This is a genomic window from Kushneria indalinina DSM 14324, from assembly GCF_003385845.1.
Lineage (GTDB): Bacteria > Pseudomonadota > Gammaproteobacteria > Pseudomonadales > Halomonadaceae > Kushneria > Kushneria indalinina.
In genome coordinates, this window is record NZ_QRDJ01000007.1 from 521,241 (window position 1) to 547,225 (window position 25,985).

Consider the following 25,985-nt stretch of genomic DNA (forward strand, 5'->3'; position numbering starts at 1 on the left):
GCGCCCCCTGCCCACCAGGGCGCTGCCCCCGGGTTTTGCACTCAGCCGCTCTGTTCGGCGTCTTCCTGCTTGGCGCTTTTGTGGCGCTCCTCGTTCAGGCCCAGCTTCCAGTAGCTCGAGACGTAAAGATCGCTTTTGGCCACCGCGCGCTCGGTCTTGAAGTAGTGGCGCAGCTGGCGCATGGCGGAGAACTCGCACGCCGCCCAGACCGCCGGGCGGCCGTCCTGCCAGTCGATGGTCCGCACCGCGTCAGGCAGCGCCTCGCTGTCTTCACCCGGATGTTCATTGACCACCCAGTGCAGTTCGATGCCCTCGGGCGCATCAAGCGGCTGAATATCGGCTTCGCTCAACACCTCGATGACGGCGTGGCCGCGGGCGTGGGCGGGGAGATTTTCCAGGTTGTCGCTGATCGCCGGCAGGGCGGTCATGTCCCCGGCGAGCAAGAACCAGTCGGCGCTGTCATCGACGCGCTTGCGCGGACCGGGGCCGCCGATCTCGATGGTGTCACCGGCGGCGGCGCTGTCGGCCCACTGCGCGGCCGGGCCGCCGTCCTCGTGAAGCACGACATCCACATCGATGGCGTCATCACGCTGGGCGCGCACGGTGTAGGTGCGCATGAAGGGCGTGCCGTCCTCGCGGGTGAACATCAGCTTGATGTAGGTGCCGGCCTGATCGGCGGGGAAGGTCTGCATACCCTCACCGCCGAGCGTCACGCGCAGCATGTGCGGGGTGATCAGGGTCTTGTCCAGCACGGTAAAACGACGGGGGGCGGGGCGGCTCATGGGCTCTCCTGGTCGCGATCAAGCTGATCGGTCATGGCGTTGACGGTGTCGATGAAATCACGGGTCCGGGCCGGGCTTAATCCGGCGGCCATCTGCGCCTCGAGCGTTTGCTCGATGGCATCAAGGCGCTCGCGCAACGCCCGGCCGTCGGCGCTGAGCGCCAGATGCGCGGCGCGGCTGTCGGTGGGGTGCGGGTGGCGCTCGATCAGGCCCTCGCGCTCCAGCTCGCGTGTCACTCGGGTGATCAGGCCCTTGTCCTGCAAAAGCGCCGTGGCCACCTCGCGGGCCATCACGCCGTCGTGGCGACCGATCTCGCCGAGTACGCGCAGGTGCGACAGCGGCAGGGTGATACCGTCTCTGAGATAGCGCTCGCGCAAGGCACGCTTGTAGACATGCAAAAGCCCGAAAAGCGCATTGCCGGCGGTAGGCATAACGTCATGACCGTCAATGAAAGTGATTCTCGATACGATCCGCTATATGGTTGATATTGTCAACCAGTTGCATCGACAGCTGTCATCGCCGTGACATGACCCTGTCTCAATCTGGACGCCTTTTTCGTCCACCGATCCGGAGTTGACCAACATGTCCGTTACCCGCCGCTTTACCACTGCCGTGCTGACCACCGCGGCGCTGTCGACCTCACTGCTGGCCCAGGCGGCCGGCGGTCTGGGGGATGTCTCCCAACCCGATAGCGCCCCGGACACCTTTTTGATGGTCAACGAGATCCCGGCGGGCAGCGCCATCAAGTACGAGCTGGATGAAGCGGGGCATGTGATCGTCGATCGCTTTTTGTCCATGCCGATGGCGTATCCGGCCAACTATGGTTCGATCCCCAGCTCGCAGGGCGGCGATGGTGACCCGCTCGATGTGATGGCATTTACCCGCACGCCGATCGTGCCGGGCGCGATCATGGCCGTGCGGCCCATCGGTATGCTGCGCATGGTTGATGGCGGCGAGGCGGACGACAAGATCATCGCCGTGCCCACCCATGAAGTGGACCCGACCTGGGATGAGGTCGAAAGCCTCGATGATCTGCCGGCCATGGAACGCGAGCGTCTTGAGGGCTTTTTCCGGGTCTACAAGCAGCTGCCGGAAGGCAGCAAGGTGATCGAGCTCAAGGGCTTTGCCCCGGTCAGCGAGGCCCACGAGGTGCTGCAACAGGCGCTGGACGATTATCAACCGCCGTCCTGAGCTACGCTTGTCGCTACCGACACAACGCCCGCCCTCGAATCGAGAGCGGGCGTTTTTTTGAGCAACAAATTGCTCAAGAAGAGCTCCATGCCCAAAAAATGAGCGATATTTTGCTCAACTCGCACCAGCGAGCTGATGTCCAGGAGTCCGGCGCTGCGTGAGCGCCTTTTGAACCGCGCCCGACGCGCTGCATCCGTCACATGCCTGTCATGTTGCCCGGCCACGATGACGGCCCGTGTTCCCGTTCATCTGCCGATGCCTCTACCAATGCCCCTGCCCATGACTGTCACACCATTTGTTGCGTTTCGCTCCGGACTCTCCGCTCTGGCCGCCGTGGCCTTCACGCTCGTCGCCCCCCTGGCCAGCGCCGAGTCGCTGATGCTCTATACCAGCCAGCCCAACACCGATGCCCAGCAGACGGTGGACGCCTTTGAGAAGGCCCACCCCGAGATCGACGTGCAGTGGGTACGCGATGGCACCACGCGCTTGATGACGCGTCTGGAGGCCGAACGTGCCGCCGGGCAGAACCGCGCCGATGTGCTGCTGGTCGCCGATGCAGTCAGCCTCGAGAATCTGCGCCAGCAGGACCTGCTGGCCCAATACCAGCCCGAGGCGCTGAGCCATTACCCGGATGCGCTGTATGACCCGGAGGGTTACTACTTCGGCACCAAGCAGATCGCCACCGGCATCGTTTATCACCAGCGCGCCGCCGAGCAGCCGCAGCGCTGGCAGGATCTGACCGAGCCCGCATACCAGGGCCAGGTCGCCATGCCCAGCCCGCTTTACTCAGGCGCGGCACTCATTCATCTGGACAGCATGGTCAACGATGAGCGCTTTGGCTGGGACTATTACCAGGCCCTGGCTGACAACGGCGTGACCCCCAACGGCGGCAACGGCGGCGTTCTCAAGCAGGTGGCGGCCGGCACCAAACCCTATGGCGTGATGGTCGATTTCATGGCGCTGCGCGAGAAGGCCAAGGGCTCGCCGATCGAGTTCGTTTATCCCGAGGAAGGGGTGAGCGTGGTTACCGAACCGGTGGCGATCATGAAGGAGGCTCAAAATATTGATGCCGCGCAGACCTTTGTCGATTTTCTGCTCTCCCGCGAGGGCCAGCAGCTGGTAAGCCGGCAGGGCTACCTGCCGGCGCGCGATGACGTGGACGCCCCCGAGGGCTATCCCGACCGCGCGCAGATCAAACCGCTGCCCTTCTCGGCCACCCGGGCACTCGAGCAGGCCGAGGACGAAAAGGCACGCTTTGCCGATATCTTCTCTTCCTGATGGCGGCAACGGTCATGACGCGAGGCCTGCCACGGCTGGGGCCGGCACTGCTGTTTGTGCCGGCACTGCTCATCTGCCTACTGCCGGTGGGCCAACTGCTCATCGAGGCAGTGCTGGCAACGATCACCGCGCCGACGCAGTGGCGTGACTCACCGCTTTTTGAGGTGCTGAGCAGCGCCAGCACCTGGCGGGCCACCGGCCACAGCCTGTACACCACGGCACTGGGGACCCTGATCAGCGTGGCACTGGGCACACTCTTTGCCTTTACGCTGGCGCTGACCGACCTGCGTGGCCGGCGGGCGCTGGTGATCTGTTTCATGCTGCCAATGATGATTCCACCCCAGGTCACGGCGCTGGCCTGGCTGCAACTGTTCGGCCCGGCCAGCACGCTGCTGATTACCCTCGGCATCGCCCCGGCACTGGGCGCACCGCAGCCGCTCTATTCCGCCGAGGGCATTGCGCTGCTGCTGGGCATTCAGCATGCGCCGATGGTGTTTCTGGCGCTTCGGGCCAGCCTGGCCGAACTGCCGGCGGAACTGGTGGAAGTCGCCCGTCTGAGCGGTGCGGCGCCACGCACGGTGTGGCGTACGGTTATCCTGCCGCTGAGCACGCCGGGCCTGATTGCCGGCACGGCCATGGCGGCGATTGCGGCACTGGGCAACTTCGGCATCCCGGCCATGCTGGGCATTCCGGTGGGCTACTACACGCTGCCTACCCTCATCTACCAGCAGCTGGCGGGGTTTGGCACCGGCGTACTGGACCGCGTCGCCTCGCTGGCACTTCTGATGACGTTACTGGTGGGGGTGGGCATCTGGCTGCAGCACCATCTGCTGGCCCGGCGCGACTATCGACTCGGCGGGCAGGGCGCCCGGCCGCTGACCTTTGCCACCGGGCGCTGGCGGTGGCCGCTCACGCTGATGCTGTGGGCCCTTCTGGGGCTGATGCTGGTGGCCCCGCTGGCGGCGCTGATCACCACCTCGCTGGTGCCGGCGTTCGGCATGGGGCTGGACTGGCAGCATCTGAGCCTGGCGGCCTATCAGGAGATGTTCACCCGTCAGGCGGTCACCGCGCGCGCCTTTGGCAACAGCCTGTGGCTGGCCGGCAGTGCGGCCGTGGTACTGGTGGCGCTGACCCTGCCGCTGGCCTGGCAACTCGCGCGCCGGCGATCAAGGGTGCTGGGCGTGTGCGCCGCACTCTTTGATGTGCCCTTTGCACTGCCCGGCGTGGTGCTGGCGATCGCCTGCATCATGGTGTTCAGCCGGCCGCTGCCAATCATCGAATACTCGCTCTACGGCACGCTGGGCATCATCTTCATTGCCTATCTGTCGCGCTTTCTGGTGGTGGCGCTCAAGCCGCTGCACAGTGCCTTCGCCCAGCTGGACCCGGGCCTTGAAGAGGCCGCCCGCCTGGCCGGTGCGGGCCCGGTTCGAAGGTTATGGGACATTTTATTGCCACTGGTGGCGCCGGCCGCCATGGCCGGTGGCCTGCTGGTCTTTTTGAGCGCGGTCAACGAGCTGACCGTCTCGGCGCTTTTGTGGTCGGCCGGCAACGAGACGCTGGGTGTTCTTATCTTCAATCTGGATGACGGCGGCGACAGCGTGCTGGCCTCGGCCGTGGCGGTGGTCACCGTGGCGATGGTGGTCGCCATCATGGGGATGCTGGAGCTGATGGCGCGTCGCCTGCCGAAAGGGGTTTTGCCATGGCAGCAATGAATCCAGGTCGGCTGTCGATGACGGCGCTGGGCAAGCACTTCGGTGCGCATGTGGCGCTGGAGGCGCTCTCGATGGCCATCGAGCCGGGCGAGTTCGTGGCGCTTCTCGGTCCCAGCGGCTGCGGCAAGAGCACCACGCTGCGGCTGCTGGCCGGGTTCGAGACGCCGGATCACGGCGAGATCCGCCTCGGCGATCAGGTGCTTTCCAGCCCGCAGGCGCAGGTGCCGCCCGAGCAGCGGCGCATGGGCATGGTGTTTCAGTCCTATGCGCTCTGGCCGCACTTGAGCGTGGCGGGCAACGTGGACTACCCGCTGCGGGTCCAGAAGGTGGCCGGCAGTGAGCGGCGTCGGCGCGTGGAAGACGTGCTGGCACGGGTGGACATGACCGCCATGGCCGGGCGCTATCCGCGCGAACTCAGCGGTGGGCAGCGCCAGCGGGTGGCGCTGGCGCGCTGTCTGGTCAGCCAGCCGGCGGTGATATTGCTGGATGAACCACTGGCCAATCTGGATCGTCACCTGCGCGCCAGCATGGAGGACTACTTTCGCGACTTTCACCGCGAGACCGTCACCACCATGGTGTATGTCACCCACGATCAGGACGAGGCAATGGCGCTGGCCGACCGCGTCGCGGTGATGCAGGAGGGCCGGCTCAAACAGTTCGCCACCCCCGAGACGCTTTATCACCAGCCCGCGGATGTCGAGGTGGCCCGTTTTATCGGCCAGGGCAGCGTGGTGCATCTGGCGCGCGCCGCGGCCGGTGAGTGGCTGACCGGCAGTGATGCCCAGCGACTAAACGAGCAGGGCAGTGCGCGCGCCTTCGTGCGCCCCCAGCATGTGGTGCTCGGCGTGGAAGGCGGGCTGCCGGCCCGGGTCGAGCGCTGCATCTTTCGCGGCGAGCGCCACGTGCTCTCCCTGCGCCTGGAGGATGGTCAGTCACTGACCGCCTACAGTCATACCGCCCAGCCGGCAGGCAGCCACACCAGCGTGGCCATTGAGCGACTCTGGGGACTGGAAGAGGGACATACGAAAATGCAGGCACACCGTGACCGGGTGCCTGCGCAGTGAGTGCGCCGCCTCAGCGGCGCGAGAGGTGCTCGCCCAGGGCATTCAGAAACGCCTCGGCCACCTCGTGCTCGTAGCAGTAGTAGGTCCACTGACCCACCCGCTGGGACGAGACCAGGCCGGCGCGCGACAGCGTCGACAGATACAGCGACGTGGTCGGCTGGGAAAGCCCGGTCTTTTCACGAATGTGGCTGACGCAGATGCCCCCGGGCGGGGCCATCTCCTTCTGGGGCGGGAAATGCAGCTCCGGCTCCTTGAGCCAGCACAGAATGTCCAGCCGCACCGGGTTGGCCAGTGCGCTTAAAACCGTATTGATATCCATGATCAGGGCCAGGCGTTGGAGGCCGAACCAGTATACGCGTTCACGGCCGGACTGCCGAGACACGGCCGGGCGGCAGAGCGCCCGGCCGGGACGACTCAGCGCACCAGCACATCCAGCGCGCTGGTATCGAAATCCTGCAGCTCATCCAGTCGGCCGTCACGCACCTTGTTGGCCCACTGCGGGTCGGAGAGCAGGGCGCGGCCTATGGCGATCAGATCGAAATCGTTGCGCACGCGCCAGGAGGCCAGCTCCTCGACGTTGACCCGGCTCTTGGAGGTCGGGTCTTCCTGACGGGTGAAGTGCCCGGTGCGGAAGGTCTTGTCCAGCCCCACGCTGCCCACGGCAATCACCGGGCGGCCGGTCAGCTCACGTGTCCAGGTGGCGATGGTCTTGCTGCTGCCCTCAAAACCCGGCTCCCACACGCGGCGCGTGCTGGCGTGGAAGATGTCCACACCGTCGTCGGCCAGCGGACGGAGCAGCTCGCCCAGCGCCTCGGGGGTCTCGGCGATGATCGCGTCATAGTCCGAAAGCTTCCACTGCGAGAAGCGGAAGATGATCGGGAAGTCCGGGCCGACGGCCTCGCGCACGGCGCGCACGATCAGGCGCGGGAAGCGCAGGCGGTTTTCGAGGCTGCCGCCGTAGGCATCCTCACGCTGGTTGCTCTCGGGCCACAGGAACTGATCGATCAGATAGCCGTGGGCGCCGTGCAGCTCGATGCCATCAAAGCCGATCGCCTTCGCGTCACGTGCGGCGCGGGCAAAGGAGGCCACCACGTCCTCGATGTCCTGCTCGGTCATCGCCTTCACGACTTCCACGCCGTCCTCGACGATCGACATCGGCCCGAAACCCGGTACGGCGGAATCCGGCTCGACACCCGGGCGACGCTCGCGGCCCACGTGCCACAGCTGCGGCATGATTTTCCCGCCGGCGGCGTGAACGCCCTCGACCACCTTCTGCCAGCCCGCCAGTGCGGCCTCGCCGTGAAAGGCCGGTACGGCCGGGTAGCCGTTGGCACCCGGGTGATCGATATAGGTGCCTTCCGTGATGATCAGGCCGACACCGCCTTCGGCGCGGCTCTTGTAGTAGGCCGCCACGTTGTCACCCGGAACGCCGTTTGGTGACTGGTTGCGCGTCATGGGGGCCATGACAATGCGGTTGGGAATGGTGACCGAACCCAGCGAAAGGGGTTCAAACAGCGGCGCGGCCAGTGTCTGTGCAGAAGTCGTCATGTCGTTTACCTACTGATATAGAAATATATCAATATATTTAAACAGAGCAGCGACATCATGACAATCCCTTGCCGGTGTATCGAGCGCCACACGCGGTCGCGGGTCAGGTCACCCGCGTGTCGTGCGTCATCGGTACTGGTGATCCCCTGAAATGAACGCCATGCTATAGGCATCCTTTATCGTCGCATCACCTGTTCATGTGTCCGGCGATGGTTGCATACCCACTTGTCACCCCTTACCAAGGAGCCCCGTCATGACCCTGGATCAGGCCGCTGCCCAGACGCTTATCGACATCGTTCGTCACGCTGCCAGAACCGAGATTGTGCCGCGCTTTCGCATGCTCGATCCTGACGCCATCGACACCAAGTCCGGCCCGGATGATCTGGTGACCATTGCCGACAAGAGCGCCGAAAAGGTCATCGCCCGCGGCGTCTCCGAAGCCTTTCCCGAGGCCACCATCGTGGGCGAAGAGGCGGTGGCCGAAGACGAAACGCTTTTGAACACCATTGCTGGCGCCGAGATGGCGGTGATCATCGATCCGATCGATGGCACCTGGAATTTCGCGCGCAATCTCAATCAGTTCGGCGTGATTCTGGCCGTGGTCAGCCGCGGCGAAACCGTGTTCGGCCTGCTCTATGACCCGCTGGTCGATGACTGGGTCATGGCGCGCAAGGGGGAGGGCGCCTGGTATGGCCGCCCCGACGGCACCCAGCGGCGCCTGCAGGTGTCCGACACCTCAAAGCTTGCCAACATGGTGGGCTCGACCTCGCTGCGCCTGTTCCCGAAGGAGACCCAGTACGATCTGGCCGGGCTCTTCCCCGATTTCGCCCGCATGATGGCCTTTGGCTGCGCCTGCCACGAATACCGCACCATGGCCTTCGGCTTCGTGGATTTCATGCTGACTGCCAAGCTGATGCCCTGGGATCACGCCGCCGGCATCATGATCCTGCAGGAGGCCGGCGGTTACGCCGCCCTGCTCGATGGCACGCCCTATAACCCCACGATCCACCAGGGGCTCATGATTGCGGCCAACTCAAGGGACAGCTGGGAATCCCTGCGTGAAAAGTTCGACTTCCTGATCGACTGATCCTCTCTGCCCGGCGCGTCCCGTGGTGGCGCGCCGGCGCGTCAATACTGATACAGGTTATTGTTTGCGATGGCTTTTCGCCATCAGGATATGCGCCGACACGGCAATTCCCTGATCGTCATGACATTTTCAGCGCCAGTACTATGACGCTTATAGATTTAAATCGCTGGTCATTTAATAGCGCACTATATAAATTACGGCCATGACAGACGACAACGATAACCTCGATCAAAACGGCGACATGCTGGCACTGGAGTCTCAGCTCTGCTTTGCGCTCTATGCCGCGCAGCTTTCCATGAGCAAGCTCTACCGGCGTCTGCTCAAGCGGCTGGACATCACCTATCCCCAGTATCTGGTCATGCTGGTGCTGTGGGAGGAGGATCACCTGACCGTTTCCGGCATCGGCGAACGGCTGTCACTGGACTCCGCCACGCTCACGCCGCTGCTCAAGCGTCTTGAAGGGGTTGAGCTGGTCCGGCGAGCGCGCTCACGTGAAGATGAACGCCAGGTCGAGGTATCGTTGACCGACAAGGGCCACGCGCTGCGCGAACAGGCCCGGGCCCTGCCTATCGAAGCTCAGCGGGCCACGGGCTGTTCGGAACCGGAAATGAAGGCGCTGCGCGATCAGCTCAACGACCTTAAAAGACACCTGGACAGTATTTGACCTTTTTTTGTCCATTTATATAGCGTGCTATTTAATAGCTCGAAACCAGGAACAGAGGAAATAACCATGTCGATCGAAAAGGTACTCTACCGCGCCAGCGCTCAGGCCACCGGCGGCCGTGAAGGTCGCGCCGTCTCTTCTGACGAGAAGCTCGATGTTGTCCTGAGCACCCCGAAGGAGCTGGGCGGCGCCGGCGGTGATGGCACCAACCCCGAGCAGCTTTTTGCCGCCGGTTATGCCGCATGCTTCATGAGCGCGCTCAAGCACGTGGCGTCCGAGCAGAAGGTCACCCTGCCGGGCAATGCCTGGGCCGGCGCCGAGGTGGGCATCGGCGCGATCGCCACCGGTTTTGGTATCGAAGTGGCGCTGAATATTCGCCTGCCCGACATGGACGAAGCACTGGCCAACGACCTGGTCGAAAAGGCCCACGTGGTGTGCCCCTACTCCAATGCCACCCGTGGCAATATCGACGTCACGTTGAGCGTCGAGGTCTAACAGGGTCCTGATGGAAAGGGTTTGAACAAAAACGCCCGCCTGCAACCCAGGCGGGCGTTGTCATTTCTGGCAGAGGCCACCGCAGATGTTTCACGTGAAACATCTGCGTTTCGCAGCCTCGAATCGCACCTATTTGAGTCCCAGACGACGCCCGAGACGGTGCAGGTTGGCGCTGTCCATGTCCAGCGCCCGGGCACTGGCAGCCCAGTTGTGATCATGCGCGGTGAGTACCTGTTCGATGTGATGGCGCTGAAAGGTATCGGTGGCCTCCCGCAGGGAGAGCGTATTATCCACAGCCGGTTGCGGCCGTGACGGTGTGGATAACATGGCGGTGCCTGGGATGTCATGGCTTGAAGATGCCTCAAGCGGCAGGTCCAGATGCGCGACCCCGATACGCACCACCGCCGTTCGACGCGATTCGGGCCGTGCCTCGCCCATCGCCCGCAGGCCCGCCCGGCTCAGGGTGTGTTCAAGTTCACGCACGTTGCCGGGCCAGTGCCAGGCGAGCAGTGCCTGCTCGGCGCTGATGTCCAATCGCAGGTTGGCCAGCCCCAGCCGTACCCGGTTGTCCTCCAAGAAATGGCCGGCCAGCAGCAGGATATCCTCGCGGCGCTCACGCAGCGGCGGGATGCGTAGCGGGAAGACGCTCAGGCGGTGATACAGGTCCTCGCGAAAGCGCCCGGCGGCCACTTCCTCGGCCAGGTCCCGATTGGTCGCGGCGATCAGGCGCACGTTGACCTTAATGGCCTGATCACTGCCCAGCGGCTGAATCTCGCCTTCCTGCAGCACGCGCAGCAGTCGCGGCTGCTGGGAGAGCGGCAGCTCGCCGATTTCATCAAGCATCAGGGTGCCACCATCGGCCATCGCAAAATGGCCGCGATGGTCGCGACTGGCGCCGGAAAAGGCCCCGCGCCGATGGCCAAACAGCGCGCTTTCGATCAGGGATTCCGGCAGCGTGGCGCAGTTGACCTTGACCAGCGGGCCGTTGCAGCGCCGCGAGCGCTCGTGCAGATAGCGCGTCAGCCGCTCCTTGCCCACGCCGGTCTCGCCGTGCAGCAGCACGCTCAGATCGGTCGGCGCCACCAGCGCCATGCTCTCGTACAGCCGCGCCATGGCCGGGCTGTGCCAGCCGGGAGATTGCAGCGGCGCGCTCTCCTCCGGTGAGAGCACCTGATTGAGCCGCGAGCGGGTATCCTCGAGCTGCCCGGTCAGGCGCAGGCAGGTGGCCAGCAGCTCTGCCGCCGCCATCAGCTCCTCGTCATCGATATCGGCCATCTGGTCGGGCACCAGCGCGTCCAGCGTCAGCATGCCCAGAAGCCGGTCGCCATCGCGCAGGGCCACACCCATGCAGTCGTGCACGTGGGTGAGATCGGCATCGAGCAGGCCGTCGAAGGGGTCCGGCAGGGCACAGTCGCGCGGGAAGCGACAGACCTGCGGATGTGCGGCGATCGCGGCGAGCCTCGGATGCGCCTGCAGGGAGAAGTGACGCCCGCAGACCTCTTCATCCATGCCCAGCACCGCCACCGGCTGCAGCCCGCCCTCGACGCTGACCATCAGCGTGCAGGCATCGGCCGGATAGTTACGCACCAGCGCGGCCAGCACGTGCGACCACTGCGCGTGCAGGGCATCAAGAGGCTTGCCGTCGCTTAGCGCGGACAGCAGCTCCCGCAGCGCTCTCGAAAAGATGGTCATATCGACACTCCTCATGGCCAATTGTCATTTTGACATGCCAGAACAATGTCATTATGACAATGATGACGGCACGGACACCAGCGCCGCCCCGGCGTGCGGGGACATGCGAGGGGGCGCGCGCCGCCTCGCGCGGGCTTCAAGGCGGGAGAGATGCGGCAGGCTGCCGCAGCATTGAATACCTGGCACGGCGATTGCGATATCAACGGTGTCTCATATTGCTATCTCACCGCCAGGAGCGCGCCATGCTTAACCAGAAGCAGCTTGACGTCATCAACGCCACCGCACCGGTTGTGGCCGAGAACGCCGAAACCATCGCCATGACCTTCTATCCGCTGATGTTCGAGCGCTATCCGCACGTGCGCTCGATGTTCAACATGCGCCATCAGCAGACCGGCGAGCAGCCCCGGGCGCTGGCCCGTTCGGTGGTGGCCTACGCACTCAACCGTCACGACCCCGAGGCGCTTGAAAGGCTCATGACCCCGATCGTCAACAAACACGTGGCGATCAACCTGCAGCCCGATCAGTACGCCATCGTCGCCGAGTGCCTGATGGCGGCGATCGGCGAGGTGCTGGGTGACGCCGTCACGCCCGAGATTTTTGAAGCCTGGAGCGGGCTCTACTGGGAATTTGCCGATCGCTTGATCGCTGCCGAGGAGCACACCTATCAGGAACTGGAGAGCGCGCCGGGCGGCTGGCGCGGCGAGCGCGACTTCACTCTGGTCGATCGCGTGCCGGAGAGCGAGGAGATCGTATCGTTTTACTTCAAGCCACTCGATAACCAGCCGGTGCGTACCTTCCAGGCGGGACAGTATCTGGGCGTGTCGCTCGACATCGACGGCGAGCAGGCCCTGCGCCAGTACAGCCTGACCTCCAGTCCGGGGGATGACGTCTACCGCATCTCGGTCAAGCGCGAAGGCCAGGGGCGTGCCAGTCGCCACCTGCATGATCACGTCAAGGTGGGCGATCACGTCAAACTGCTGGCGCCGGTGGGTGAGATGGTGCTCGACGACCGCGACGCCCCGGTCATGCTGATCAGCGGTGGCGTCGGCCAGACCCCGATGCTGTCTCTGATGGCGCAGGCGCTGGAGGCCGGCCGCCAGGTGGTCTATCTGCACGCGGCACGCAATGCCCGGGTTCACGCCTTCCATGAGCATCTCAAGGCGATGACCGAGCAGTACGGCACCCTGCTCACCTATCGCTACGTCTACAGCCACCCGGAAACGCCCGAAGACGAGCGCCACAAGGGCATCCTCGATCGCGCGCTGCTGGCAGACTACCTGCCCCGCGACGCCACACCGAGCTGCTACTTCACCGGACCCACCGGTTTCATGCGTGATATCGACACCGAACTGGCGGCGCTGGGCGTTGATACGCCGTATCGCTATTTCGAATACTTCGGTCCCTCCGGTCAGCTGCACTGATCATGAGGTAGCGCTGGCCACCGGGTAGCGCACCCGTCATCAAACGGCCCCGGCCCCCTGAAAGGGGGGGGCGGGGCCGTGATCATGATGGGTCGCAATCAGAGGGAATCACTCCACCCGTTCGACGTCCAGAATGGTGATCGGCTCCCGGGGGACGTCGGCGTGCGGGCCCTTTTGAGCGGTGGGCGCGCCGGCGATGGCATCCACCACGTCCATGCCGGACACCACGTGACCGAAGACGGTGTAGCCGGGCTCGTAGAGGTTGCGGTAGTCCAGCGCCGGGTTATCGACCAGGTTGATGAAGAACTGGCTGGTGGCCGAATCCGGCTGGCCGGTGCGCGCCATGGCGATGGTGCCGCGGGTGTTCTTGAGCTCGCTCTCTTCCAGCGCGATGGGGTCGCGGGTCTTCTTCGTTGCCATGTCGACCGTCATGCCGCCGCCCTGAATCATGAAACCGTCGATGACGCGGTGAAAGATGGTGCCCTGATAGAAGTCATCCTCGACGTAGCGCAGGAAGTTCTCCACCGTGTTGGGCGCCGCGGTGGCGTCAAGTTCCAGCTCGATATCGCCCTGACTGGTCCGGATCTCGACATGGGGGTGGTCGGCATCGGCCAGTGCCAGAGGAGAGAGCAGTGGCAGCGCCAGCAGGCACCCGCGCAGTAACGGTTTCAGCATGGAAGACTCCAGTCATGCGATAGGGCCCGCCAGACTAGCCGGGTGCGCAGGGTCTGACCAGCCCCGCACCTGTTTTTAGTGCTTGTTTCCAGCGCTATTTCCAGCCTTCCTGAGCCGCCCAGACGGCTGCCTCGGTGCGGGTGCGCATGCCCATTTTCTTGAGCAGGTGACGCACGTGGACCTTGACCGTGCCCTCGCTGATGTCCAGGCGCCGGCCGATCTCCTTGTTGGCATAGCTGCGCGCGATCAGGCGCAGGATGTCGCGCTCGCGCCGGGTAAGACGCGCGATCAGTGCCTCGGGGCCGGGGGCCGGTTCACGCAGCGCCCGGGTCAAAAGCCCCATGAGGCGCGGATCAAAGGCATCCTCCTGCTCATCGAGCGCCTCGATGGCCGCCAGCAGCTCTTCCGGCGCGGTGTCCTTGAGCAGATAGCCGGTAGCGCCGGCACGAATCGCGGCCAGCACGTCGTCCTGCTCCTCGGAGACGGTCAGCATCACGATCGGTACCGTCACGCCCGCCTCGCGCAGCCGGGTCAGCGTCTCGATGCCGTCCATGCCCGCCATCTTCATGTCCAGCAGGATCAGATCCGGGACATGACGGGTACAGAAATCCAGCGCCCCGGCGCCGCTGTCGGCCTCGCCTGCAAGCGAAAGCGACGCGCTCATGGCCAGAAGCTGCTGCACGCCGCGTCGAAAGAGCGGGTGATCATCCACCACCAGTACGCCGCGTGGCGTCGCCCGGTGGCTCATGTCGTCAGGGCTCATGTCGTGATTATTCATCCTGCGGTGCCTCCTGAGATGTGGCCCCATTGATAAAGCTCAGTGCTACCCGCGTGCCGCCCGCCTCGCGCCGGGCCAGCGTCAGCGTGGTGCCCAGACTGCGGGCGCGCTCTTCCATGATGATGGTGCCGTAATGATGCGTGCGGGTGGGGTGCTCGGGCAGGCCCACCCCGTCATCCTCGATCGCCAGATCGATGCAGCCCCCCTGATCGATCAGGGTCACCGTGACCCGCTGCGCCCGGGCGTGCTGGACCACGTTGGCCAGCGCCTCGCGCAGGATCTGCACCAGATGCAGCTCCGCATCGGGGGACAAGACGTCATCGCCAATCGCAAGCGTGGTGTCGATCGCCAGCGCACCGCGCTCGGCAAACTCTTCAATCGTGGCCTGCACGGCGGCGTTGATGCCGTGCTCGGTCAGGCGCAGGCGAAAGGTGACCAGCAGTTCGCGCAGCTGGCGGTAGGCCTGATCGATGCCCTCGCGCAGCTCGCCGAGAATGGCCGGGGCGTCGCTGTCGGTAGTGTCCGGCAGGGCGCGGGCCAGCCGCAGGGCCTGAATGTTGAGATAGCTCAGCGACTGCGCCAGCGAGTCATGCAGCTCGCGGGCGATCACGGCGCGCTCGTCCATCAGCGCCAGCCGACGCCGGTGGCGCCCCTGGGCACGCAGCGCCAGCGCCGCCCCCAGATGATCGGCCAGCGTCTCGCAGATCCGCCCCTTCCAGCCCGGCAGCGGCGCCCCGCCGGGCAGCCGGGCCACCAGCACCAGCGGCGTCTCCGCATCGCCCTGCAGGGGAAAGCGCCAGGCGCCGGCCTCCTCTTCACCGTCGTCCTGGTGGGGCAGCAGGGTCAGTTCCGCCGGGGCCATCAGCGCCTCGAAGGGGCGCAGCGCCAGCTCGGGATCGATCGCCTCGGGGGCGGTCATGGCCAGATAGCGTGCATTGTCATATAAAAGCGTCAGCGCCAGATGGCTCTGCTCGAGCCGGTGACTGCGGTCCTCGACCTGATCGTTGAGACGGCAGTAGAACAGATCGAGCTGACCGGCCATATCATCGATGGTGGCCGCCAGCAGCCCGATCTCGTCGTTGCGCCAGTAGCCACTGCGGACCTTGAGTTCGCCGGCGCGCAGGGCCTCGATCACGTTCAAAAGCCGCCCCAGCGGGCGGCGCACGTGCCAGTGGAGCTGATACGCCCCCCAGCCGATCAGCGGCAGGGTGAGCAAAAGCAGCACCACCTGCAGGGCGCGAAGGCGGGTAATCCGCGCCTCGGCCAGCGTCTGCAGCTCGCCGGTCAGCGCGTCCAGATCGCTGACGTGCGCGGTAATACGGCCCGGATCGACGCGCGCGGCCAGCTCGGGGGTGCGCATGGCCGGGCGCAGGGTGCTGCCCCATTCAAGGCGCAGGCCACCCGCGCGGCGGGCCACGTCATCGTCGTATTCGCGGCGCACCGCGTCATCCAGGTGCTGCCAGGTGTCATCGATGCCGTTTAACAGCGCCTGCCACTGCGCGGGGTCAGCGGTGGGGGCCTGCGCCATCAGCCGCCAGGTCTGCATGCGCAGCGAACCGGCCTGATTGATCACCCGGGCGTCATGGCGCGCCGTGTCCGCCAGCCAGCCGCTGGCCACCATCCCGCCCAGCGCCAGCAGCGACACCCCCGCCAGGATCAGCCCCAGCGTCAGGCTCAGGGCGTAATGAGAAGGCACAAACCGGGTGAATACCCCCATGGCGTTCTCCTGTGCAACCTGCCTACCTCCAAGGAGGTAGATGCGTCCGTAAAGGGCTTTTCCTTCAGTGACCTGCGCGTGCGTCGGTCACTATCGCCAATGAGATAACGCACTGATTTAACGCTATTTTGACGAATCTATTTTGACAACGATCAAAAGCGCTCGCGCTATCTCGCGCACAGTAGCCCCAACGCCATTACCAGGGCAAAGAGGGCACCATCATGAGCGCAGACACCGCATCCCCCCCACGCTCGCAGCAGCAGCGCGCACTGGGTCTCTCGACGCTGGCCTTCACGCTGTGCTTCGCGGTCTGGACCATCTTTTCCATCATCGGGGTCCGTCTCAAGCAGGAGTTCGGCCTGTCCGATACGCAGCTCGGGCTCTTGATGGCCACGCCGGTGCTCACCGGCTCCATCAGCCGGCTGTTGCTGGGCATCTGGACCGACCGCTTCGGCGGGCGCCGGGTGTTCAGCCTGCTCATGCTGGTCAGCGCCGCCTGCGTCTACCTGCTCACCTTTGCCAATAGCTACGCCATGCTGCTGCTGGCAGCGCTGGGCGTGGGGCTGGCCGGCGGCGGCTTTATCGTCGGGGTCGCCTACACCTCGGCCTGGTACAGCGCCGGCAAGCAGGGCACGGCACTGGGCATTTTCGGTGCCGGCAACGTGGGTGCCGCCATCACCAACTTCGCCGCGCCCTTTCTGCTGCTGGCGATGGGCTGGCAGGGCACGGCGCTGGTCTATGCCACCGTGCTGGCGCTGGCCGGCGTGGCGTTCTGGGTGCTGGCGAAAGAAGACCCGCAGCACGCCCAGCGCCGGGCGCCGGTGCCGTTGAAAACTCAGCTGGCGCCGCTTGCCGAGCTGCGCGTGTGGCGCTTCTCGCTGTACTACTTCTTTGTTTTTGGCGGTTTCGTGGCGCTGGCCCTGTGGCTGCCCCACTACCTGATGGAAGTCTACGGCCTGGGCATCGCCGCGGCCGGCATGGTGGCCGCGCTCTACTCGGTGCCGGCCTCACTGTTTCGCATTCTGGGCGGCGTGATGTCGGACCGCATCGGCGCCCGCCGGGTGATGTACTGGACGCTGGGCGTCTCGGCGCTGTGCCTGCTGGTGCTGAGCTATCCGCCGAGCCGGTTCGTGGTCGACGGCGTGCGCGGCGAGGTCGGCTTTTCACTGGGCACGCCGCTGTCGCTGTTTATCGTGCTGATCTTCGTGCTCGGGTTTTTCATGTCGCTGGGCAAGGCGGCGGTGTTCAAGCACATCCCGGTCTACTACCCGGATCACGTCGGCTCGGTCGGCGGCGTGGTCGGCATGGTCGGCGGGCTGGGCGGTTTTCTGCTGCCGCTGACGTTCGGCATGCTCAACGACGTGGTGGGCATCTGGCAGAGCTGCTTCATGCTGCTGTTTGTGGTGGTGATCGCAGCCCTTGCGTGGATGCACTACGCCATCAGCCGCGCCGACCACCAGAGCTGGGGGAAAACACCGCGCAGCACCGACCTGCCCGAGCTTGCCGCGCCCCGCTCGCTGGTGCTGAGCGAGTGGCACCCCGAAGACGAGACCTTCTGGCAGACCACCGGGGCGCGCATTGCCCGACGCAACCTGTGGATCTCGATTCCCAACCTGCTGCTGGCCTTTGCGGTGTGGTCGATCTGGAGCATCCTGGTGGTGCGCATGCCGCAGCTCGGCTTTGGCTACAGTCCCAATCAGCTCTTCTGGCTGGCCGCGCTGCCGTCGCTGTCCGGCGCAACGCTTCGCATCTTCTACAGCTTCATGGTGCCGATTTTCGGCGGACGGCGCTGGACAGCCCTCTCGACCGCCTCGCTGCTGCTGCCGTGTCTGTGGATCGGCGTGGCGGTGCAGCATCCGGATACCCCCTACAGCGTGATGCTGATTCTGGCGCTGCTGTGCGGCTTCGGCGGCGGCAACTTCGCCTCCAGCATGGCCAACATCAGCTTTTTCTATCCGCAGGCCAAAAAGGGCACTGCCATGGGTCTCAACGCGGGCCTGGGCAACCTGGGGGTTTCGACGCTGCAGCTGATCGGCCCGCTGGTGATTGCCACCAGTGCGCTGGGCCCGCTGGCCGGTGACCCGCTGATCACTCAACAGGGCGCACATGCTGGCGATCCGGTGTGGCTGCAAAACGCCGCCTTTATCTGGGTGCCGCTGATTGTCATTGCCGCCCTGGCCGCCTGGTTTGGCATGAACGACATCGCCTCGGCGAAATCCTCCTTCCGTGATCAGGCGGTGATCTTCAAGCGCAAGCACAACTGGCTGATGAGCTGGCTGTATCTGGGCACCTTTGGCAGCTTCATCGGCTTTGCCGCGGGCTTTCCGCTGCTTTCCAACATGCTGTTCCCGGCCGTGGACCCGACCCGCTATGCGTTTCTGGGGCCGCTGGTCGGGGCACTCGCCCGACCGCTGGGCGGCTGGCTTTCCGACCGGCTCGGCGGTGCCCGGGTGACGCTATGGAACTTCGCGCTGATGGCGCTGGGCGTGTTCGGCGTACTGGCCTGCCTGCCCGATGCCTCTCTGGCTCAAGGCCAGGGCGGCAGTTTCCTCGGCTTTTTTGCGATGTTCATGGTGCTGTTCGTCGCCACCGGCATCGGCAACGGCTCTACCTATCGCATGGTGCCGGTCATCTTTTTCAACCAGCGCCGCAACGCCCTGGGCGACGACCGGCTCGATCAGGTGCGCACCGAGGCCAATCGCGAATCCGCCGCCGTGCTCGGCTTTATCTCGGCGATGGCGGCCTACGGCGGCTTCTTTATTCCCAGGGCCTACGGCACCGCCACCGACATGACCGGCAGCGTGGCGCCGGCCCTTTACGGTTTCATTTTCTTCTATCTCAGCTGCATGGCGCTGACCTGGTGGTATTACGCCCGTCGTAACGCCCCGGCCCCCTGCTAGGCACGCCCAAGGAGACTGACCCATGAGTTACTTTCTCGACCGACTGCAGTACATGAAAAAGATCCGCACGCCGTTTGCGGGCGGTCACGGTGAGGTGCGCGAAGAGAGCCGCGAGTGGGAAAACGGCTATCGCGCCCGCTGGCAGCACGACAAGGTGGTGCGCTCCACCCACGGGGTGAACTGCACGGGCTCGTGCAGCTGGAAGATCTACGTCAAGAACGGTCTGGTCACCTGGGAGACCCAGCAGACCGACTATCCGCGCACCCGGCCGGACCTGCCCAACCATGAACCCCGGGGCTGCCCGCGCGGGGCGAGCTACTCCTGGTATCTCTACAGCGCCAACCGACTCAAGTATCCGCTGGTGCGCAAGGCGCTGATCCGGCTGTGGCGCGAGGCGCTCGAAACCCATCCGGACCCGGTCGATGCCTGGGCCTCGATCGTCGAAGACCCGACCAAAACCGCACAGTACAAAAAGATTCGCGGCATGGGCGGCTTTGTGCGCGCCGACTGGGAGGAGATGCAGACCCTGGTGGCGGCCTCCAACGTCTACACCGCCAAACAGTACGGCCCGGACCGCATCACCGGCTTTTCGCCGATCCCGGCCATGTCGATGGTCTCCTACGCCGCCGGCGCCCGTTATCTGTCGCTGATTGGCGGGGTGTGCCTGTCGTTTTATGACTGGTACTGCGACCTGCCGCCAGCCAGCCCGCAGACCTGGGGTGAGCAGACCGATGTGCCGGAATCCGCCGACTGGTACAACTCGAGCTACATCATCGCCTGGGGCTCCAACGTCCCCCAGACCCGCACCCCGGATGCGCACTTTTTCACCGAGGTGCGCTACAAGGGCACCAAGACGGTCGCCATCACCCCGGACTACGCTGAAGTCGCCAAGCTCTGCGACGAGTGGCTGAGCCCCACCCAGGGCACCGACTCGGCGCTCGGCATGGCGATGGGCCACGTGATTCTCAAGGAGTTCTACCTCGAGCGGCAGAGCGAGTACTTCACCAACTACGTGCGTCACTACACCGACATGCCGATGCTGGTCGAGCTGGAAGCGCGGGAAGACGGCAGCTTCGTGCCAGGCCGCCAGCTGCGCGCCGCCGACTTTGATGAGGCGCTGGGGCAGGACAACAACCCCGAGTGGAAAACGGTTGGCTGGGACGAAACCCGCGACCAGCTGGTCGTGCCGCGCGGCTCGATCGGCTTTCGCTGGGGCGAGAACGAGGAAGGCAAGGGCCGCTGGAACCTGGAGCAGCGCGACGCCGACGGCGCCGACATCCACCTGCGCCTGTCGCTGGTCCCCGCCCATGACGAGGTGGCACGGGTCGGCTTCCCCTACTTCGGTCACATCCGTCATGACTACTTCAACCACGTCGATGGCAATGACGTGCTCTATCACAACCTGCCGGCCAAGCGCCTGAGTCTGGCCGACGGCCGCCAGGTGCTGGCGGTGACGGTCTTTGACCTGATGGTGGCCAACTACGGCATCGATCAGGGCCTGACACTGGAAGGCAGCGAGGATGACGGCGCCACCTCGATCGACCAGATGCGCCCCTACACGCCGGTCTGGCAGGAGGCGATCACCGGTGTGCCGGCCGCTCAGGTCACCCGGCTGGCGCGCGAGTTTGCCGACAACGCCGACAAGACCCACGGCCGCTCAATGATCATCGTCGGGGCCGGGCTCAACCACTGGTACCACATGGACATGCAGTACCGGGGTCTGATCAACATGCTGATCCTGTGCGGCTGTATCGGTCAGACCGGCGGCGGCTGGGCCCACTACGTGGGTCAGGAGAAGCTGCGCCCGCAGACCGGCTGGCTGCCGCTGGCGTTCGGGCTGGACTGGAACCGCCCGCCGCGCCAGATGAACGGCACCTCGTTTTTCTACAACCATTCCAGCCAGTGGCGCTTTGAAAAGGTCGAGATCAAGGACCTGCTCTCGCCGCTGGCCCGCCGCGAGGACTATTCCGGCAGCCTGATCGACTTCAACGTGCGCGCCGAGCGCATGGGCTGGCTGCCGTCCGCCCCGCAGCTGGGCACCAACCCGCTGCGCCTGGCCGGTGCCGCCGAGGCCGCCGGTCAGGGGCTCAACGACTACGTGGTCAATCAGCTCAAGAGTGGCGAGCTGCGCTTTGCCGCCGAGGAGCCGGACAACCCGCAGAACTTCCCGCGCAACCTGTTCGTGTGGCGCTCGAACCTTCTGGGCAGCTCCGGCAAGGGCCACGAGTACATGCTCAAGTACCTGCTGGGCACCACCCACGGGCTGCAGGGCAAGGATCTCGGCGAAATGGGCGGCGCCCTGCCGGAAGAGGTCGAATGGCGCGATGAGGCCCCCGAGGGCAAGCTCGATCTGCTGGTGACGCTCGATTTTCGCATGTCGACCACCTGTCTCTACTCCGACGTGGTGCTGCCCACGGCCACCTGGTACGAGAAGGACGATCTCAATACCTCGGACATGCACCCCTTCATCCACCCGCTCACCGCGGCCACCGACCCCGCCTGGGAGTCGCGCAGCGACTGGGAGATCTACAAGGGCATTGCGAAAGCCTTCTCGAAGGTCTGCGTGGGGCATCTGGGCGAGGAGACCGATCTGGTCACCCAGCCCATGCAGCACGACTCCCCGGGGGAGCTGGCGCAGGTGGACGTGCGCGACTGGAAACGCGGCGAGTGCGATCCGATCCCCGGGCGCACCATGCCCAACCTGATCGCGGTCAAGCGCGACTACCCGGCCACCCATGAGCGCTTCACCTCGATCGGGCCGCTGCTCGACACGCTCGGCAACGGCGGCAAGGGCATCAGCTGGCCCACCGGCCCCGAGATCGACCTGCTCGGCAAGCTCAACCGCTGCAAGTCCGAAGGCCCGGCGAAGGGTCGCCCGATCATCGACAGCGCCATCGATGCCGCCGAGATGATTCTGACCCTGGCCCCGGAGACCAACGGCAAGGTGGCGGTGCGCGCCTGGGAGGCACTCTCCAAAATCACCGGACGCGAACACGCCCATCTGGCGCTGCCCAAGCACGAGGAGAAGATTCGCTTCCGCGACGTGGTCGCCCAACCGCGCAAGATCATCTCCAGCCCCACCTGGTCAGGGCTCGAGGATGAGCACGTCTCCTACAACGCCGGCTACACCAACGTCCACGAGCTGATCCCGTGGCGCACCCTGAGCGGTCGTCAGCAGTTCTATCAGGATCACGCCTGGATGCGCGCCTTCGGCGAGAGCCTTTTGACCTATCGTCCGCCGATCGACACCCGCGCGGCGATGGCCGGGGTCAAGCGCCCGGATGGCAACCAGAACCCCGAGCGGGTGCTCAACTGGATTACGCCGCACCAGAAGTGGGGCATCCACTCCACCTACTCGGATAACCTTTTGATGCTCACGCTGTCCCGCGGCGGGCCGATCGTGTGGCTCTCCGAGGATGATGCCAAATCGCTGGGCGTGGAGGACAACGACTGGATCGAGCTCTACAACGCCAACGGCTCGATTGCCGCGCGCGCCGTGGTCAGCCAGCGGGTCAAGACCGGCATGGCGATGATGTATCACGCCCAGGAGCGAATCGTGAACGTGCCGGGCTCGGAGATCAGCGGCACCCGCGGCGGCATCCACAACTCGGTCACCCGCGTGTGCCCCAAGCCCACGCACATGATCGGCGGCTACGCGCAGCTCTCCTACAGCTTCAACTACTACGGCACCGTCGGCTCCAACCGCGACGAGTTCGTGGTGGTGCGGCGCATGCATCACGTCAAATGGCTCGACGGGGAGGGCAACGACAGCGTGCAGGAACCGGCGAAGACCTCTTCATGATCCAGCCGGGAGCCACGCCGCACGCGCGTCACTGATCCTGCGCAGGTCACATCAAAAAGGCGCCCCTCATCGAGGGGCGCCTCTTCATGACCTTTTACCGCGCGGTTCTCAGACCGGCTTCAAAACCCCGGTACGATAGGCCACGCGACGCAGGGTATGGGGCATGGTGAACAGCGCCCGTCCGCCTCTGATGCGCAGCAGAGCGTGATAAATGAACAGACAGGCTGCCGCAACGGCCATGGTGGCAATGATCGGTTCCATCACCAGCAGAAAGGTATTTACGGTATCCGGCATATAGGGGGAAATAAAGCGAAGCAGCAGCCGGTGCATGACATAAATCGGCAGCGTCTGCCGACCCACCATGCACAAATACTTCATGTTGATATGACGACAGGCCAGAGCAAACAGGTCGATCACCGTCGACACCATCACAAGCCCCAGCAGCATCTCCACCCCCGGGGCTGTCAGAGCGCTGAAGTGACTGGCCGTGGCCAGCCCACCAAGCGTTAGTGCCGTCGTGACAACAAACCGTTTCAGATTGAACGCCGAGTAATGCGTGGTAATGATGTCTTTTGCGTAGGCGCCCAGCGCGAAGAAGACAAAATAGCCGATCAGGCTGCGCATGCCCCAGTTTTCGGGGTCAATGACAAAGTACATGGCGATATTGGCCAGTACCCCCAACCCGATCGCCACGACGGCAGAGCGCAGCACCTTGGCCAGCACGAAATAGAGCACCAGCGCATACAGATACCACAGCGAGATATTGGCAGTGAGCATACGCTCCAGCAGAAGCGGCAGAGTCAGCCCGGCATCGAAGCTGCTGTCGTGCCACGGATTGGCAGGCAGCAGATGCGATACCGCGGCCCAGTAAATAACCGACCAAAGCACGTACACCCACAAAAGAGAGGCAATCTTTTTGGTTCTGATCCGCCCCCAGCTGCGGCGTGTAATACCGGTGCTGGCCAGATAGCCGGAAATCAAAAAGAACAGCGGCATTCGCAGCGGTTTCAGTGCCGAAATACCGATGTTCCATACCGTGGCAATGGCGTGTCCTTCGTGAACGCCCTGATAGATGAAGATATTGAAGTGATAGAGGATCACGGCAAGGATACATGCGCCCTTTGCCGCATCGATCCACTCGATTCGTTGCCCTTTATTTGTCATAAATCCCTGCGTTATCGGTATTTTTTTAAAGCAAGAACATGCTAATAAAGACAGTGAAATGTTTTGTGCCGTTTCGATCACCTTAAGCGAAACCTGGTAAGTTTTTGTTTTTTTGCAGGCTGCGTCCAGGGCCGATGACCTCTACGCGATCTGTTCGGCCAGCTTTTCAAGTGTCGATCAATCGTGACCCATTAAAAAGGCGCCCCTCACATGAGGGGCGCCCTTGTTGTTTCCATTCAGGCGTTTTCAGCCACGCCGCCAGAGACTCGACAGCGACACGGCCAGTACCGACATCAGCACCAGCGCCAGCGCCGGGACCAGCACCGCCCAGGGGGCACGCTCCAGGTAAGGGATGCCCTCGGCCAGCAAAAGCCCCCACTCCGGCGCCGGCGGGCGGGGGCCGAGCCCCAGAAAGCCGAGTGCGGCGAGCGCCAGCGCGATGCCGGGCAGGCGCAGCATGGCGTGGCGAAAGACCGGGCCGATGACCGCCGGCAGCACGTAGCGGGTGAGCAGACGCAGCCTGCCCACCCCCAGCATGGGCGTGATGCGCACGTGCGCCTGGCCCTGCACCTCGGTGACCAGCGCCGCGGTATGGGCTGCCAGCGGTGCCCAGCTCACCAGCGTGACCGCCAGAATGGCGCCGCCGGCACTCGGGCCCATGAGCCCGGCCACGACCAGCCCGGCAATTACCGGTGGGGTGGCGTTGGTGACCTCGATGGGCCCGGCCGCCAGCCGTGGCATCAGCCCGATCAAAATGCCCAGTATCAGGGTGATCGTGACCACCACCAGCGCCATGCCCATGGTGGAGAGCGCGCCGTGACTGACGCGGGCGAGAATATCGCGCCCGGTGCCATCGGCGCCCAGCGGCAGAGCCAGACTCGGCGTCTGCAGGCGCAGATAGCTGGAAGTGAGCGGGTCACGGCCCATGCCGGCCACAATAATGATTACCAGTGCGAGCGCCACCACCGCTGGCACCAGCCACGGCCAGCGTCCGCGATGAGGCTCATGATGCGTCACCGGCATGGCACCGGCGCGCAGGGTGCGCCCCAGCAGCAGCGTGCGGCCCAGGCCGGCCGCGCCGCCCAGCACCACGGCGATGGCCAGCAACAGCAGGATGCCGGTCTGCAGCGCCGGCAGGTCCTGCGCCGAGGCCGCCCCCAGCGTCGCTCGGCCGAGTCCGGGAATCGAAAACACCTGCTCGACCGCAATCGCCCCGCCGGTCAGCCCGACGATCACCAGTCCGACCTGGGGCAGCAGACTCGGCAGGGTGCGCTTGAGCACGGCCAGGGCAATGCGCCGGCGTGTGAACCCCGCCACGTGCCAGGTCGCGACCCAGCGCTCGGAGAAGCTGGCGGTCAGGCCATCGCTGAACAATCGCCCCAGCAAACCCCCGGCCGGCAGGCCGAGTGCCAGCGAGGGCAGGACCATGTGACGTGGCGCGCCCCAGCCATAGGGCGGCAGCCAATTAAGTCCGGCGGCAAAAATGACCAGCAAAATGGCAGCAAGCAGAAACTCCGGCAGCGCGGTGAGCGTGGCCCCCAGCGCGCCCGAGGTGGGTGCCGGCTCGCCCATCAGGCCGCGACGCACGGCCGTCACACACAGCAATACGGTGGTCACCAGCGCGACCAGCAGAGCGCCGCACATCAGCATCAAGGACACCCCGGTGGCCTCGAGCATGCCGGGCAGCACCGGCCCGCCCGAAATCCACGACACGCCGGCATCGCCGTGCATCAGCCCCCCGAGCCAGTGACCGAGCTTCTCCCATGGCCCCATGTCGAGCCCGAGCTGGGCGCGAATGGCGTCCAGCGCCTCGGGCGTGGGGTTTTGATCGCCGGCGCGGGCGCGCAGGATGCTCAGCGCCGGGTCGCGCCCGGACAGCCAGGGCAGCAGCCCCACCAGCACCACCACCGCGGCCAGCGTGACCAGCCGGGAGAGAGTGGGCACCAGCGCGCGCAGCGCGGATATCAGGGCAAAAGAAGGCGCCACACCGACGCTGGACGTACTCATGCCCGGCG

Annotated in this window: 20 protein-coding genes; 10 read left to right on the top strand and 10 right to left on the bottom strand. The window is 64.9% G+C overall.

Annotation, left to right across the window (positions count from 1 at the left end; genetic code table 11):
- Positions 1-41: 41 nt before the first annotated feature.
- Together C8D72_RS09085 and C8D72_RS09090 are read right to left on the bottom strand one after the other, a co-directional pair.
- Positions 42-782, bottom strand: coding sequence for a siderophore-interacting protein (locus C8D72_RS09085; RefSeq protein WP_115854091.1), 741 nt, complete (start codon positions 780-782; stop codon positions 42-44).
- A complete protein-coding gene (locus C8D72_RS09090; RefSeq protein WP_115854092.1) occupies positions 779-1,213 on the bottom strand; it encodes a MarR family winged helix-turn-helix transcriptional regulator in 435 nt (144 codons plus the stop codon). The genes C8D72_RS09085 and C8D72_RS09090 overlap by 4 nt, the downstream gene beginning before the upstream one ends.
- 151 nt (positions 1,214-1,364) lie before the next feature.
- Here C8D72_RS09090 and C8D72_RS09095 point away from each other — a divergent pair, with 151 nt between their 5' ends.
- The 4 genes from C8D72_RS09095 to C8D72_RS09115 all read left to right on the top strand — a co-directional run bounded on the left by C8D72_RS09095 (position 1,365) and on the right by C8D72_RS09115 (position 6,027).
- Complete coding sequence (locus tag C8D72_RS09095) at positions 1,365-1,973, top strand: inorganic diphosphatase (protein ID WP_115854093.1); 609 nt, start codon at positions 1,365-1,367, stop codon at positions 1,971-1,973.
- A gap of 279 nt (positions 1,974-2,252) precedes the next feature.
- A complete protein-coding gene (locus C8D72_RS09105; protein ID WP_115854095.1) occupies positions 2,253-3,251 on the top strand; it encodes an ABC transporter substrate-binding protein in 999 nt (332 codons plus the stop codon).
- Positions 3,252-3,265: 14 nt separating this feature from the next.
- Positions 3,266-4,963, top strand: a complete 1,698-nt coding sequence (locus tag C8D72_RS09110; protein WP_245955206.1) for an ABC transporter permease — start codon at positions 3,266-3,268, stop codon at positions 4,961-4,963.
- Complete coding sequence (locus C8D72_RS09115; RefSeq protein WP_342768069.1) at positions 4,951-6,027, top strand: ABC transporter ATP-binding protein; 1,077 nt, start codon at positions 4,951-4,953, stop codon at positions 6,025-6,027. The genes C8D72_RS09110 and C8D72_RS09115 overlap by 13 nt, the downstream gene beginning before the upstream one ends.
- A 10-nt stretch (positions 6,028-6,037) precedes the next feature.
- On the opposite strand, the gene C8D72_RS09120 is transcribed toward C8D72_RS09115, so the two are convergent.
- On the bottom strand, positions 6,038-6,346 hold the full coding sequence (locus C8D72_RS09120; RefSeq protein WP_245955207.1) for an ArsR/SmtB family transcription factor: 309 nt from the start codon (positions 6,344-6,346) through the stop codon (positions 6,038-6,040).
- A 95-nt stretch (positions 6,347-6,441) separates the two neighbouring features.
- A complete protein-coding gene (locus C8D72_RS09125) occupies positions 6,442-7,575 on the bottom strand; it encodes an NADH:flavin oxidoreductase (RefSeq protein ID WP_115854098.1) in 1,134 nt (377 codons plus the stop codon).
- A gap of 253 nt (positions 7,576-7,828) precedes the next feature.
- On the opposite strand from C8D72_RS09125, the gene C8D72_RS09130 reads away from it, so the two are divergent.
- From C8D72_RS09130 to C8D72_RS09140, 3 genes are all read left to right on the top strand, one after another.
- Positions 7,829-8,662, top strand: coding sequence for an inositol monophosphatase family protein (locus tag C8D72_RS09130; protein WP_115854099.1), 834 nt, complete (start codon positions 7,829-7,831; stop codon positions 8,660-8,662).
- 202 nt (positions 8,663-8,864) lie between these two features.
- Positions 8,865-9,326 carry a MarR family winged helix-turn-helix transcriptional regulator gene (locus C8D72_RS09135; protein ID WP_115854100.1) on the top strand — a complete coding sequence of 154 codons (462 nt, stop codon included), beginning with the start codon at positions 8,865-8,867 and terminating at the stop codon, positions 9,324-9,326.
- A gap of 66 nt (positions 9,327-9,392) precedes the next feature.
- The gene (locus tag C8D72_RS09140; RefSeq protein ID WP_115854101.1) at positions 9,393-9,821 is read left to right on the top strand and encodes an organic hydroperoxide resistance protein; all 429 of its coding nucleotides are present in this window, start codon (positions 9,393-9,395) and stop codon (positions 9,819-9,821) included.
- A 129-nt stretch (positions 9,822-9,950) separates the two neighbouring features.
- On the opposite strand, the gene norR is transcribed toward C8D72_RS09140, so the two are convergent.
- Complete coding sequence (norR, locus tag C8D72_RS09145; RefSeq protein ID WP_115854102.1) at positions 9,951-11,513, bottom strand: nitric oxide reductase transcriptional regulator NorR; 1,563 nt, start codon at positions 11,511-11,513, stop codon at positions 9,951-9,953.
- A gap of 242 nt (positions 11,514-11,755) precedes the next feature.
- On the opposite strand from norR, the gene hmpA reads away from it, so the two are divergent.
- Positions 11,756-12,934 carry an NO-inducible flavohemoprotein gene (gene hmpA / locus C8D72_RS09150; RefSeq protein ID WP_115854103.1) on the top strand — a complete coding sequence of 393 codons (1,179 nt, stop codon included), beginning with the start codon at positions 11,756-11,758 and terminating at the stop codon, positions 12,932-12,934.
- Between the two features lie 108 nt (positions 12,935-13,042).
- Here the strand turns inward: hmpA and C8D72_RS09155 are convergent, their stop codons facing one another.
- The 3 genes from C8D72_RS09155 to C8D72_RS09165 form a co-directional block, all read right to left on the bottom strand.
- On the bottom strand, positions 13,043-13,609 hold the full coding sequence (locus C8D72_RS09155) for a peptidylprolyl isomerase (protein ID WP_115854104.1): 567 nt from the start codon (positions 13,607-13,609) through the stop codon (positions 13,043-13,045).
- 94 nt (positions 13,610-13,703) lie between these two features.
- A complete protein-coding gene (gene narL / locus C8D72_RS09160) occupies positions 13,704-14,387 on the bottom strand; it encodes a two-component system response regulator NarL (protein WP_245955208.1) in 684 nt (227 codons plus the stop codon).
- Positions 14,380-16,104: a histidine kinase gene (locus tag C8D72_RS09165; protein ID WP_115854105.1), complete on the bottom strand. Its 1,725-nt coding sequence runs from the start codon at positions 16,102-16,104 to the stop codon at positions 14,380-14,382. The genes narL and C8D72_RS09165 overlap by 8 nt, the downstream gene beginning before the upstream one ends.
- A 221-nt stretch (positions 16,105-16,325) precedes the next feature.
- Between C8D72_RS09165 and C8D72_RS09170 the strand changes: the two genes are divergently transcribed.
- Together C8D72_RS09170 and C8D72_RS09175 are read left to right on the top strand one after the other, a co-directional pair.
- Positions 16,326-19,004 (top strand): nitrate/nitrite transporter, encoded by a 2,679-nt coding sequence (locus tag C8D72_RS09170; protein WP_115854106.1) that lies wholly within the window; start codon positions 16,326-16,328, stop codon positions 19,002-19,004.
- Between the two features lie 22 nt (positions 19,005-19,026).
- Positions 19,027-22,806: a nitrate reductase subunit alpha gene (locus tag C8D72_RS09175; protein WP_115854107.1), complete on the top strand. Its 3,780-nt coding sequence runs from the start codon at positions 19,027-19,029 to the stop codon at positions 22,804-22,806.
- A 108-nt stretch (positions 22,807-22,914) separates the two neighbouring features.
- Here the strand turns inward: C8D72_RS09175 and C8D72_RS09180 are convergent, their stop codons facing one another.
- Positions 22,915-23,970: an acyltransferase family protein gene (locus tag C8D72_RS09180; protein ID WP_115854108.1), complete on the bottom strand. Its 1,056-nt coding sequence runs from the start codon at positions 23,968-23,970 to the stop codon at positions 22,915-22,917.
- A gap of 246 nt (positions 23,971-24,216) precedes the next feature.
- Positions 24,217-25,977 (bottom strand): ABC transporter permease subunit, encoded by a 1,761-nt coding sequence (locus C8D72_RS09185; protein WP_115854109.1) that lies wholly within the window; start codon positions 25,975-25,977, stop codon positions 24,217-24,219.
- Positions 25,978-25,985 lie beyond the last annotated feature (8 nt).